General features: G+C 66.6%; 9 protein-coding genes. 5 read left to right on the plus strand and 4 right to left on the minus strand.

The window, feature by feature from the left end; translation table 11 throughout:
- On the minus strand, nt 1-930 hold the full coding sequence (gene rsmI, locus ACRECX_RS05065; protein ID WP_431557727.1) for a 16S rRNA (cytidine(1402)-2'-O)-methyltransferase: 930 nt from the start codon (nt 928-930) through the stop codon (nt 1-3).
- 117 nt (nt 931-1,047) lie between these two features.
- Between rsmI and ACRECX_RS05070 the strand changes: the two genes are divergently transcribed.
- The gene (locus tag ACRECX_RS05070) at nt 1,048-2,271 is read left to right on the plus strand and encodes a penicillin-binding protein activator (RefSeq protein WP_431557728.1); all 1,224 of its coding nucleotides are present in this window, start codon (nt 1,048-1,050) and stop codon (nt 2,269-2,271) included.
- Here the strand turns inward: ACRECX_RS05070 and hemW are convergent.
- The 3 genes from hemW to rph all read right to left on the minus strand — a co-directional run bounded on the left by hemW (nt 2,268) and on the right by rph (nt 4,855).
- Nucleotides 2,268-3,386 carry a radical SAM family heme chaperone HemW gene (gene hemW, locus ACRECX_RS05075; RefSeq protein WP_431557729.1) on the minus strand — a complete coding sequence of 373 codons (1,119 nt, stop codon included), beginning with the start codon at nt 3,384-3,386 and terminating at the stop codon, nt 2,268-2,270. The genes ACRECX_RS05070 and hemW overlap by 4 nt on opposite strands.
- Before the next feature lie 151 nt (nt 3,387-3,537).
- Complete coding sequence (gene rdgB / locus ACRECX_RS05080) at nt 3,538-4,149, minus strand: RdgB/HAM1 family non-canonical purine NTP pyrophosphatase (RefSeq protein WP_431557730.1); 612 nt, start codon at nt 4,147-4,149, stop codon at nt 3,538-3,540.
- Nucleotides 4,142-4,855 (minus strand): ribonuclease PH, encoded by a 714-nt coding sequence (gene rph / locus ACRECX_RS05085; RefSeq protein WP_431557830.1) that lies wholly within the window; start codon nt 4,853-4,855, stop codon nt 4,142-4,144. Before rph ends, rdgB begins: the two co-directional genes overlap by 8 nt.
- A gap of 131 nt (nt 4,856-4,986) precedes the next feature.
- Between rph and ACRECX_RS05090 the strand changes: the two genes are divergently transcribed.
- The 4 genes from ACRECX_RS05090 to murJ all read left to right on the plus strand — a co-directional run bounded on the left by ACRECX_RS05090 (nt 4,987) and on the right by murJ (nt 13,022).
- Nucleotides 4,987-5,895: a DUF6869 domain-containing protein gene (locus ACRECX_RS05090; RefSeq protein ID WP_431557731.1), complete on the plus strand. Its 909-nt coding sequence runs from the start codon at nt 4,987-4,989 to the stop codon at nt 5,893-5,895.
- A 71-nt stretch (nt 5,896-5,966) separates the two neighbouring features.
- Nucleotides 5,967-8,630 (plus strand): DNA mismatch repair protein MutS, encoded by a 2,664-nt coding sequence (mutS, locus tag ACRECX_RS05095; protein ID WP_431557831.1) that lies wholly within the window; start codon nt 5,967-5,969, stop codon nt 8,628-8,630.
- 30 nt (nt 8,631-8,660) lie between these two features.
- The gene (locus tag ACRECX_RS05100) at nt 8,661-11,441 is read left to right on the plus strand and encodes a [protein-PII] uridylyltransferase (protein WP_431557732.1); all 2,781 of its coding nucleotides are present in this window, start codon (nt 8,661-8,663) and stop codon (nt 11,439-11,441) included.
- A gap of 21 nt (nt 11,442-11,462) precedes the next feature.
- Entirely contained in the window at nt 11,463-13,022 is a 1,560-nt protein-coding gene (murJ, locus tag ACRECX_RS05105) for a murein biosynthesis integral membrane protein MurJ (protein ID WP_431557733.1), read from the plus strand.
- Nucleotides 13,023-13,041: the final 19 nt, after the last annotated feature.

Consider the following 13,041-nt stretch of genomic DNA (forward strand, 5'->3'; position numbering starts at 1 on the left):
TCAACCGCGCTTGCGGGTGACGGAGAGCCCGAGATCGTACACGCGCGTGCGGCTGACGCCGAGCGCCGCGGTCACCCCTCGCACGGCGTCGCGGAAGCTCTGCGTCGCCAGCGCTTCCTTGAGCGCGGACACGATCTTCTCGTCGCTGACCGCGCTTTCTTCGGCCGTCGGCGGCGCCACCACCACCACGAACTCGCCCTTCGGTGTTTCTTTGTTTGCGGTCGCGAGCTTCAGCGTGTCGAGCCGCCCTCGCGTTACCGTTTCGTGCAGCTTGGTCAGCTCTTTGCAGACTGCCACTTCGCGGGGCCCCAGCACCTCCGCCATATCGGTCAAGCTCTTGGCGAGTCTTGGGCCAGTCTCGAAGAAAATGAGCGTTGCTGGCACACCCTTGAGCTCCGCGAGCCGCGTGCCGCGCGGCCCCGATTTCGGCGGCAGGAAACCGGCGAACAGGAACGTATCAGTGGGGAGCCCGGAGCTCGTGAGCGCGGCGAGCGCGGCGGATGCGCCGGGAATGCTTGTCACTGCGAGCCCTTGATCGAGCGCCTCGCGCACCAGCTTGTAGCCAGGATCGGAGATAAGCGGCGTGCCGGCGTCGGCGATGAGCGCCACCGAGAAGCCGGCGCGGATGCGCGCCAAGAGGCGCGGCCGCTCCCGCTCGGCGTTGTGCTCGTGATAGGGCGTCAGTTCTGCCTGAATGCCGAAATGCGACAGCAGCTTCTTGGAGTGGCGCGTGTCCTCTGCGGCAATCAGGTTCGCGCGCGCCAACACGGCAAGCGCGCGGAGAGAAATGTCACCGAGATTGCCGATCGGCGTTGCCACGAGATAAAGCCCGGGCGGAAGCGGCCGCTCGATGAGGTCCGCCAGCGCCTCGCCGGCGCGCGTCACTGTCCGGCGCGCCGCATCTAGGTTGTCGTTTCGCTGGTCTTGCACGAGGCGAGCTTAGCACTTGTAGCGCGCCGCTGCGTCGACGGCGGCGCCGGCGTTGCCCTGGCCGCCCGAAGCGTCCGTGTTATAGTCCGCACCGCGCCCATCACGATTGAGCCATAGTTGCAGCCGAGTTTCTCGGCTCGCGCAGGGACTGGAGCCATTCCGCACACGCTTCGCCATCATCTGAGCGCCATCAAGCGCATCGTCGCCAGCCTGATCGCGGCGCTGTCCGTGTCGTGTGGCGCGCCTGGCGGTGGCGGCGGTTTTGCCACCATGCCGGGTGAGGCCATCACCGGCGCCCCCGGCCAGGTCAAAGTGGCGCTGCTTCTGCCCATCTCCGCGCCAGGCTCGACCGCCAACGTCGCCAAGGCGATTAAGCAGGCGGCCGAGCTTGCCCTGTTCGACTTCGACAATCCCAACGTGTCGCTGGTGCCCAAGGACACCAAGGGCACGCCGGACGGCGCCCGGCTCGCCGCCGAAAGCGCGATCCAGGACGGGGCGGAGCTCATCGTCGGCCCCCTCTTCGCCCAGGAAGTCGCCGGCGCCGCCGACGTGGCCCGTCGCGCAGGCGTGCCAATGATCGCCTTTTCCAGCGACGAAAAGGTCGCGGGCAATGGGGTTTACCTCCTGAGCTTTCTCGCCGGCCGCGACGTGCCGCGCATCGTGTCCTTCGCCATGGCGCGCGGGAAGCGAAACTTTGCTGTGCTCGTGCCGCAGACGCCTTACGGCCGCATCGCCGAAGCCGCTTTCGCCAAGGCGGTGGCCGCCGGCAGCGGCAGCGCGCCGGTACGTGCGAGCTTCACTTCGGGTAGCATGTCCGGCGCCGTCCAGCAGATCGCGAGCGCGGTCAAGTCGGGCCAGCGCATCGACGCGCTGTTCCTGCCCGCGGGCCGCGAGGAGTTGCCATCGCTCGCGCCGCTTCTGGCCGCCGCCGGCGTCACAGGCACGAATGTGCAATTCATCGGCACCGGCCAGTGGGACTATCCGAATGTCGGCGGCGAGCAGGCCCTGGTCGGCGGCTGGTACCCCGCGCCCGATCCTAGCGGCTGGAACAAGTTCTCCGCGAGCTACGCCAAGACCTTCGGCGGCACGCCGCCGCGCATCGCGAGCCTCGGCTATGACGCCGTGAGCCTCGCCGTGTCGCTGTCGCAGAACCCGCAGGGGCAGCGCTATTCGTTCTCGCAGCTCACGCGGGGAAGCGGCTTTGCCGGCGTCGACGGCCTGTTCCGCCTGCTACCCGACGGTACGTCCGAACGCGGGCTCGCCATCCTCGAAGTGCGGCCGGGGAGCCCGCGGGTGCTCGACCCCGCGCCGCGCTCCTTCGCCACCGCATCTAGCTACTAGGCCGCGAGCTCGAGGATCACACGCTCCAGCACGAGCCGCCCATCTTGCGTCGCCATGAGCCTGTCGCCTTTGCGCGCCACAAGGCCGTCCTCCTCCAGCCGTCGCACGCGATCCTCCCCGAGAGCGCGACCCGAGAGCGCCGCGAGCCTGGCGAGGTCGACTCCCTCGCCGAGCCTGAGCGCCATGAGCAGATACTCCTCGGCGGTCTCCTCAGCGCTCAGCGCCTCGTCGGCGCAAAGCCCGTGCCCACGTACCTCGACCTCAGCGAGCCAGCCCTCCGGCGATTTCGTCGTTGAAAGCGCGCGCTTCGCGCCGCCTGTTGTGATGCGCGCGTGCGCGCCGGGGCCGATACCCGCATAGTCGTGTCCACGCCAATAGATGAGATTGTGCCGCGACTCCGATCCAGGTCTTGCATGGTTGGAAATCTCGTAGGCAGGAAGGCCAGCCGCTTCGGCTAGTTCTTGCGTGAGGAGATAAAGCTCTCTCGCCCGCGCGCCGTCCGGCACGTGCAACGTGCCCGCCGCGTGCCGCGCGGCGAACGGCGTGCCGTCCTCGATGGTGAGCTGATAGAGCGAGAGGTGATCGGCCGCCTGGTCGAGCGCGCGAGACAGCTCGTCTTGCCAGTCGGCGAGCGTCTGTCCCTCGCGTGCATAGATCAGGTCGAACGACACCCTGGCGAAATGGCGTTTGGCGAGCGCCAGCGCCGCGAGCGCCTCGTCCGCCGTGTGCTGGCGGCCCAGCGCCTTCAGACTCGCATCGTCGAGCGCCTGCACGCCGAGCGACAGGCGATTGACGCCTGCCGCGGCATAGCCGGTGAAGTTCTGAGCTTCGACACTGGTCGGATTGGCTTCGAGGGTGATCTCTGCGTCGCGTGCGATCTGCCAATGGCCGGCGACTGCGTCTAGGATCGCGGCGACGGTCGCGGGCTGCATCAGCGACGGTGTGCCGCCACCGAAAAACACGCTCCGCACGGTGCGCCCCGGCGCCCGCGCCGCGAAGTAGTCAAGCTCCGTAAGATAGGCAGTGCGGAATCGCGCCTCGTCGATGCGGCCGTGGCGCACGTGGCTGTTGAAGTCGCAATAGGGGCATTTCGCCTTGCAGAACGGCCAATGCACGTAGACCCCGAACGGCTCCTCGCTCGTCCTCTGAGTAGTTCGCGGCTCCCCCTCACCCAGCGCAGCCTCGCTGCGCGAGCCTCGGCCACCCTCTCCCACCAGGGGAGAGGGCTCGGGCCCGCCGAAGGCGGCGGGAGGGCGAGAGGTTGTACTAGTCCTCGACATACAGAGCATTCATCAATTGCTCGAAAGCGCGCATGCGGTGCGAAAGTTGATTCTTCAGCTTAGGGTCCATTTCGCCGAAGGTCTCAGTATAGCCGTCCGGCACAAAGATGGGATCGTAGCCGAAGCCTCGGGCGCCTCTCGGCGGCCAGACTATGGTGCCGAACACCTTGCCCTCGAACACTTGCGCCAACCCGTCGGGCGCGGCGAGCGCCAGTGCACAGGTGAAGTTCGCCGTGCGGTCGGCAGCGCCGCTCGACTCGAGCTCCCGGTTCACCCGCGTCATGGCTTGACCGAAATCCTTCTCAGGACCGCCCCAGCGGGCAGAGTGAATGCCCGGCTCGCCGCCCAGCGCCGCGACTTCGAGCCCTGAATCGTCAGACAATGCAAGCTGGCCCGAGCCTTTTGCCGCGGCCTTGGCCTTGATCAAGGCGTTCTCGGCAAAGCTTTCACCGGTCTCGTCAGGCTCCGGCAGGCCGAGGCTCGCAGCCGAGAGGCAATTGATGTCGAGCGGTGCGAACAGCTCGCCGAGCTCCCGCACTTTGCCTTCGTTGTAGCTCGCGATGACGAGCCTTGAGCCACGATGGAGCGGCTTAGGCAACGGTCAATTTCTGCAATTCGACAAGCTCGGCTATACCCCGCCGCGCCAGCGCCATGAGCTGATCGAACTGCTCCTGGCTGAACGGCTCGGTCTCCGCCGTGCCTTGCACCTCGACGATGCCACCGGATCCCGTCATGACGAAATTGGCATCCGCGTCGGCTTCCGAGTCCTCGGCGTAGTCGAGATCGAGAACCACGTGCCCGCCATAGAGCCCGCAACTCACGGCGGCGACGTGATCGCGCAACACGCCGTTCTTGATCATGCTGCGCGCAGCCATCCAGGCCAGCGCGTCGTGCAACGCCACCCAGGCGCCAGTGATTGCCGCCGTGCGCGTGCCGCCGTCGGCTTGCAGCACGTCGCAGTCGACGATGATCTGCTTCTCGCCGAGGGCAGGCAGGTCGGCCACCGCTCGAAGCGAGCGGCCGATCAGCCGCTGGATCTCCTGCGTGCGCCCCGACTGCTTGCCGGACGCCGCTTCGCGCCGCGTGCGCTCTTTGGTGGCGCGCGGCAGCATGCCGTACTCCGCTGTCACCCAGCCGCGGCCCGATCCCTTGAGCCACGGCGGCACCGGCTCGCCGGCGGTCGCCGTGCATAGCACGTGGGTCTCGCCGAAGCGGACCAGGCAAGAGCCTTCGGCGTGGCGCGACACCGCGCGTTCCAAACTGATGGGACGAAGCGCGTCGGGCGTGCGTTTGGAGGGGCGAATGATGACGAACTCTCCTCGAAGCTGGCCAGAGCCGGGCACCCTAGAGGAGGCTCCGCCGCGGGAAAAGTCATTTCCCCAACTCCCGCATGGGCGGCCTTGTGTGGCCTTGGAGGAGAAGCTACCACCCTGCCATGGGCTGGTGCGACGAGGTGCTCGGATTCTGCGACGCCTCCGGCGGTGAGGTCGATCCGCCTCCCTCCGCCGAGGAGACCGAGTCGCGCCTTGCGGCGCTGCCGGTAACCGATCTGGTGCGGGCATGGCGCGAGGTAAGCACGACGGGGCTGAAGGGTCAGACTGCCGGCATATACACGCTTCTTATGTATTTCGACCGGCTCGCCCATGACGCCCCGGAGCGCGCTGTCGCCTTTATTGAGGCTGAGCTGGAGAACGAGCCCGACGACGAGATCGTGGCGCTTCTCGCCGAGGGCAAGCCGCTCGGCCAGTTGCTCCACTTCCACGGCCCGCGCATCGCCACCGCTTTGCAAAAGTTGGCGCTGCGGCAGCCGCGGCTGCGCTGGCTCATGGGGCGCAAGGCACCATCGATTGCCAACGGCATGGTGGAGAATCCGGATGCCATGCGGCGGCTGCTGTCGATCGCCGATGAGCCGGCGTACCGTGCGTGGCTGAAGCGGCGCCCAAAAGCCGCGCCCATCGACTTTGGCGCGCTGCCACCGCCCGAACTCGCCTCCGCCTGGGTCGAGATCAATGCCCGCTCCGATCTCGCCAAGGAGCGCGACGATCACTGGAGCGCCCTGTTCGATTTCCAGAGCGATCTCGTCAGCAACGACCCGCTCAGCGCGCTCGAACTGGTTAAGGCCATCCTTGAAATCGAGGACAATCCGAACATGCTCGGCCTGCTCGCCGCCGGCATGCTGGAGGACCTGATACCGGAGCAGGATGGACCGGTGATCGATGCCGTGGTGACGGAGGCCGAGCGCAATCCGCGCTTCAGGCGTCTCCTTGGCGGCGTCTGGTTCTACAGCATGAGTCCTGAAGTGACCGAGCGTCTCGAGAAGGCAAGAGGCGAGGAGCGGTGGTGAAAGGGGCGGACGATACAGCATTGCCGGCCACCGATGCACGCGCCCCAAGTCTCGTGTCCGACGCCACGCCCATGATGGCCCAGTACCTCGAGATCAAGGCGGCCAACGCCGACAGTCTCCTGTTTTACCGCATGGGCGATTTCTACGAGCTGTTCTTCGACGATGCTGCGGTCGCGAGCCGGGCGCTTGGTATCGCCCTCACCAAGCGCGGCAAGCATCAGGGCGAGGACATTCCCATGTGCGGCGTGCCGGTCCATGCCGCCGATGATTATCTCCAGCGCCTGATTGCCCAAGGTTTCCGCGTCGCCGTGTGCGAGCAGATCGAGGACCCGGCCGAGGCCAAGAAGCGCGGACCGAAGGCCGTGGTGCGCCGCGACGTGGTCCGCCTCGTGACGCCCGGCACGCTTACCGAGGAGTCTCTGCTCGATGCGCGCGCGCACAATTTCCTCACGGCGCTGTTCCGCGCGCCGCTGGCTGAAGCGGACGAGCCTCAGTTTGCGCTGGCCTCCATCGACATTTCGACTGGCGAACTGATCGCGACGTCAGTCCGGCTGAGCGATCTCGCGGGCGAACTCGCGCGTCTCAAGCCGGGCGAGGTCCTGATCTCCGACGATCTCGCCGGCGACGCCGATGTCCGCCGCCTTGTGGTGGAGGCCGGCGCCGCGCTCACGCCCTGCCCGCGCGCGCATTTCGATTCGGTGCGCGGCGAGCGGGCATTGAAGGAGCGGCTTCGCGTCGCCGCGCTCGACGCGTTCGGCGAATTCACGCGCGTCGAGCTTGCCGCGCTGGCCGGCCTCCTCACTTACGTCGAGATCACCCAGGTCGGCAGGGCGCCCCTCATCAGGCCGCCGCGGAAGGAGTCTGCCGGCAGTCTGCTCCTCATCGACGCCGCGACGAGAGCCAATCTCGAGCTTGCGCGCTCCAATCAGGGGTCGCGCGCCGGAAGCCTGCTCGCGGCTATCGACCGGACGGTGACCGCCGCCGGCGCGCGGGAACTGGCGCGCCGCCTCGCCAGCCCGTCGACCGACGTCGCCGCCCTGAATGCGCGGCTCGACGCGGTGGCTTATCTTGTGGGCGAGCCGCGCTTGCGCGCGGAATTGCGCGCGGCGCTGAAATCGGCGCCTGATCTTGCTCGCTCGCTCGCCCGCCTCGCCCTTGGCCGCGGCGGTCCCCGCGACCTCGGCGTAGTCCGCCTTGCCATCGTTTCCGCCCACAATCTTGCAGCGCACCTCTTGCGCTTCGGCGAGCTTCTGGGGCTTCCGGGCGAACTGATGGGAATCGTGGAGCGCCTTGCCGCCGCGCCGGCGGAGTTCGCACAGACGCTCGATGCGACGCTCGCCGACGAGCTTCCTATCAACGCCCGCGACGGAAGCTTCATCCGGGGCGGCTACAACGCCGATCTCGACGGGCACCGCCGCTTGCGCGACTCCAGCCGCCAGGTGATTGCCGGATTGCAGACGACCTACGCCGAGGCGACCGGCGTGAAGTCGCTGAAAGTGCGCCACAACAACGTGCTCGGCTATTTCGTCGAGGTAACGGCGCTGCTCGCGCCGAGCCTGACCAAGCCGCCCCATGTGGAAACGTTCATCCACCGTCAGACCATGGCGAACGCCGTGCGCTTCTCCACGCCGGAGCTTGCCGAGCTCGAGGCGCGCATCACCTCTGCCGCGGATCGCGCGCTCGCGTGCGAGCTCGATATCTTCGCCACCCTCACGCGCGCCGTGCTTGACGAGGAACAAGCTTTGTCGGCGGCGAGTGCAGCCCTTGCCGAGCTTGATCATTACGCCGCGCTCGCCGAGCTTGCCGTCGAGCAGAACTATGTGCGGCCAAGAATCGACGGAAGCCTCGTCTTCGCCGTCGAGGAAGGCCGCCACCCGATGGTCGAGCAGGGCTTGCGGCGAGGCGATGGCGCAAGTTTCATCGGCAACGATTGCCGTCTCGGTGGCGAAGGTGACGATGCTGGCACGCGCATCCTCCTCGTCACGGGCCCCAACATGGCCGGCAAGTCGACCTTTCTGCGCCAGAACGCGCTCATCGTCGTGCTCGCTCAGTCGGGCTCCTTCGTTCCGGCGAAGTCCGCGCATATCGGTATCGTCGATCGGCTGTTCAGCCGCGTCGGCGCGGCCGACGATCTCGCTAGAGGCCGTTCGACCTTCATGGTCGAGATGGTGGAGACCGCCTCGATCCTCAATCAGGCGACGGCGCGTTCATTCGTGGTGCTTGACGAGATCGGCCGAGGAACGGCGACCTTCGATGGCCTCTCCATCGCCTGGGCCACGCTTGAGTATCTGCATGAGGTCAACCGCTCCCGCGTGCTGTTCGCCACCCACTACCATGAGCTGACGGCGCTTGCCGACAGGCTTGGCCACGCCGCCAACGCCACGGTCGAGGTGAAGGAGTGGCGCGACGAAGTCGTGTTCCTCTACCGCGTGGTGCCCGGCGCCGCCGACCGGTCCTACGGCATCCATGTGGCCAAGCTCGCCGGCCTTCCCGCGGCGGTGCTGGCGCGCGCCGACGAGGTGCTGAACGAGCTGGAGAAGGCCGATGGGCGCCCCAAGCCTGCCGATCTCGCCGGCGACCTGCCGCTGTTCCAGGCGGCGAAGCCCCCGCAAGGTCTCGCCGAGGCCTCGCCGCTTGAACAAGCGCTTCGTGGTTTGAGCCCCGACGCCATGACTCCGAAAGAGGCGCTCGAGGCCCTCTACCGCCTAAAGGCCCTGCTTGAAAGCGGGGCTTAAAGCCTCGATGTGCTAGACTCTTTGCCCGTTATGGACCAGCCAGCCCCGAAAACAGCGCCCTATTTCGACTTCGACCTCCTGCGCCAGGAGACGTCGACCTTGGCCCGTGCATACGCGGGGCAGGAATCGCAGCTTCGTGCCGCGCTGGTCGACTACCTGAAGCCTCTGGTGGAGAATGCGCGCGCCGCCGCGAGGCAACGGCTCGAACAGGACGGCGACGGCCGCGCCTGCGCGCAAGGCCTGTCCGGCTTCCAGGACGCCCTGATCCGCCTCACCTATGACTTCACCACGGAGCACGTCTATCGCGCCCTCAATCCCTCTGCGGCCGAGCGCATGGCCGTGGTTGCGCAGGGCGGCTACGGCCGCGGGCTCCTCGCGCCTGGCTCCGACATCGATCTCCTGTTCCTGTTGCCGTACAAGCAGACCGCCTGGGGCGAGAGCGTCGCCGAGTACATGCTCTATCTGCTGTGGGATCTCGGCTTCAAAGTCGGCCACGCCACGCGCACCATCGACCAATGCGTGCGGCTCAGCCTCGCCGACATGACGATCCGCACGGCGCTGCTCGATGCGCGGCTCATCCTCGGCGATGCGACATTGTTCGCGGAGTTCCAGCACCGCTTCCGCAAGGACGTGCTCGACGGTAACGCGCGGCCGTTCATCGAGGCCAAGCTCTCCGAGCAGGGCGCGCGGCACGCGCGCACCGGCAACTCCCGCTATCTCGTCGAGCCCAACATCAAGGAAGGCACCGGCGGCTTGCGCGACCTGCACACCCTGCACTGGCTTGCCAAGCACATCTACCCCGACAAGGCCGAGGAGGAGTTCGTCGAGGCGGGCGTCTTCACGCCCAATGAGTACCGCAGCTTCCGCCGTTGCGAGGCCTTTCTGTGGAGCGTGCGGTGCCACTTGCATTTCCTCACCGACCGGCCCGAGGAGCGCCTGAGCTTCGATCTGCAGCGGGCCATGGCCGAGCGGCTTGGCTATCGCGGCCACGCGGGCTTGAGCGCCGTCGAGCGCTTCATGAAGCACTATTTTCTTGTCACAAAGGAAGTCGGCCAGCTGACAAGAATCGTCTGCTCGGCGCTCGAAATGAAGCAATTGAAGTCGGTGCCGACCCTCAACACCCTGCTTGCGCCGTTCGGCTGGCGCCGCCGCGCCAAGCTCAGGCGCACCTCCGACTTCCGCATCGAGAATGGCCGCATCTCGACTGTCGACAAGGATGCCTTTGCCAAGGACAAGGTGAACTTCATCCGGCTTTTCGTCGTCGCCGATGAGCATCAGGCCGCCTTTTCGCCCGAAGTGCTGCGGCAGGTCCGCGCCAACTTTCGGCTGATCGACGACGATCTGCGCACCAACCCGACCGCCAACCGTCTTTTCATTCGGCTTCTAACCGATGCGCGCGATCCGGAGGGAACCTTACGCAAGATGAACGAGGCCGGCGTGCTCGGCCGCTTCATCCCTGAGTTCGGCCGCGTCGTGTCGATGATGCAATTCAACATGTACCACCACTTCACGGTCGACGAGCATTTGGTCCGCATTATCGGCTACCTCTCCGGCATCGAGCGCGGGCGGCTGGCGATGGAGCACCCGGTCTCGAGCGAGGTCGTCCGCACCATTGACAACCGCCGGGCGCTCTACGTTGCCGCACTGGTGCACGACATCGCCAAGGGACGCGACGAGGATCATTCGATTGTCGGCGCGCGCATTGCCCGGGAGCTCGGCCCGCGGCTCGGACTCACCGCCTCCGAGACCGAGACGGCGGCCTGGCTCGTCGAGCACCACCTTGCCATGAGCCTGTTCGCCCAGAGCCGCGACCTGAACGATCCGAAGACCATTCGCGACTTTGCCGCGCTGGTGCAAAGCCGCGAGCGGCTGAAGCTCCTGCTCGTCCTCACGGTGGCCGATATCCGCGCTGTTGGCCCCGGCGTGTGGACAGGCTGGAAGGGCCAGTTATTGCGGACGCTTTACTTCGAGACGGAGCCGCTGCTCGGCGGCGGCCACACCACCTTGACCAGGACCGAGCGCGCCACCCGCGCACAGAATGCCTTGCGTGAGCGGCTCACCGGCTGGCCCGCGGCCGACCTCGAGCACTTCATCGACCGCCATTACCCAGCCTATTGGCTCAGGACCGATCTTGACGTCGTCGCCGAGCACGCGCGGCTCGTGCGCGACGCCGAGGCGCAAGGCCGCGTCGTCGTCACGCACATTTCCACCGACGCGTTCCGCGGCGTGACCGAGATCACTCTGCTCGCGCCCAACCACCCGCGGCTGCTCGCCATGGTCGCGGGCGCCTGCACCGGCGCCGGCGCCAACATCGTCGACGCGCAAATCTCGACCACGCGTGACGGCATGGCTCTGGACACGATCCATCTGGAGCGCGAGTTCGACCAGGCCGAGGACGAGGAGCGCCGGGCGCGGAAGATCGCCACCAATATCGAGCGCATGCTCAGGGGTGAAGCCCGCGCCGCGGAGTTGGTGCAAAGCAAGAAGAAGCCGAAGGCGCGGCTTTCGGCCTTCACTGTCGAGCCGCAAGTGGTGATCGACAACACCTTGTCCGACGCGCTCACGGTGATCGAGATCAATGGGCTGGACCGCCCCGGCCTGCTCTACGACGTGACGCGCGAGATCTCCGACCTCAATCTCGACATCGCCTCGGCGCATATCGCCACGTTCGGCGAGAAGGCCGTCGACGTGTTCTATGTGACCGACCTCACCGGCAAGAAGATCACCAGCTCGAGCCGCGAGATGCTGATCCGCGAGCGGTTGACGAAAGTGCTCATGGCGCGCCAAGACTTGGCTTTCGCCGGCGCATAGCCGACGTCACCAAGAGGGGCCATGAAGCTCTATCGCGGGTTTGCCACCGTCGGCGCCATGACCATGCTGAGCCGCGTGCTCGGCTTCGTCCGCGATGTGCTGATCGCGGCCGTGCTCGGCGCCTCTTCCATCACCGACGCCTTCTTCGTCGGCTTTCGCGTGCCCAACATGTTCCGGCGCATCTTTGCCGAAGGCGCCTTCAACGCGGCTTTCATTCCACTCTTCACCAAGCGCCTTCACGCGGAGGGCCAGGACTCGGCCCGCGAATTCGCCGTGCGCGCCCTCTCCGGCCTGACATTCATCCTGGTGGCTCTGACCGTGCTCGCCGAGATCGCCATGCCCTGGCTGGTGCTGCTGCTCGCGCCAGGTTTCGCCGACGATCCGGACAAGTTCCGCCTCGCGGTCCTCTTGGCGCGCATCGCCTTTCCCTATCTCGTCTTCATGTCATGGGTTGCGCTCTATACCGGCCTCCTCAACGCGCTCGGCCGCTTTGCCATGGCAGCCTTCGCGCCGAGCCTGCTCAACGTCGTGCTCATCGCCGTGCTTCTGGGGCTCATTGCCACCGGCACCGGCGAGCAGACGATCGCTGGCGTGGCGCTTGCCTGGGGCGTCACGGTCTCAGGCCTGTTGCAGGTTCTGGTCGTGGCGTTCGCTGCCGCGCGCTCGGGCCTCCTCCTCAAGCTCGAACGCCCAACGTTCACGCCGGACATGAAGCGGCTCGTCGCGCTCGCCGTGCCGGGGCTCATCGCCGGCGGCATGGCGCAGATCACCATCGTCATCTCGACCATCATCGCGAGCCTTCAGGACCGCGTCGTGTCGTGGCTCTATTACGCCGACCGCATCTTTCAATTGCCGCTCGGCATGATCGGCGTCGCGGTCGGCGTCGTGCTTCTTCCGGATCTAAGCCACAAGCTCCGCTCCGGCGATCACGATGCGGTCATCGAGAGCGAGAACCGCGCCCTCGAATTCTCGCTGCTCGTCACCTTGCCCGCCGCCGTGGCACTCTTCATCGCCTCGTTCCCCATCATGCGCGTTCTGTTCGAGCGCGGCGCCTTCACTGCAGTCGATACGCAGGTCACCGCCGCGATGCTGTCGGCGCTCGCGCTCGGGCTCCCGGCCTATGTGCTGATCAAGGTGCTGCACCCGAGCTTCTTCGCCCGCGAGGACACCAAGACGCCGATGATCTATGCCGGTATCTCCATGGCGGCAAATGCGGCGTTGTGCTTCGTGCTGTTCTTCCTGCTCGGAGCGGTGGGCATCGCCATCGCCACGAGCCTTTCGGGCTGGATCAACGTCGTGCTGCTCGCCATGGAGCTCCGCCGCCGCGCGGAGTTCATCCTGGACGATGCGTTCCGCCGCGCGTTCCTGGGCATCGTGCTGGCGAGCGCCGCCATGGGCGCGGTGCTGTGGTGGCTCGCAGCGAACCTCGATCCCTGGTTTGCGCCGCAGCGGGGTATCCTTGTCCAGCTGATCGCCCTGGCGACGCTCGTCGCCGGCGGACTGCTTACCTATGTCGCCGCGGGTACCCTGCTCGGCGCACTAAAGCCGCGAAGCCTGCTCAAGGACCTGCTAGGCCGTTGATTTAGGCCAAAAAAGCATG

It is taken from the genome of Methyloceanibacter sp. (genome assembly GCF_050726195.1).
In the GTDB taxonomy this organism is placed as follows: Bacteria; Pseudomonadota; Alphaproteobacteria; order Rhizobiales; family Methyloligellaceae; genus Methyloceanibacter.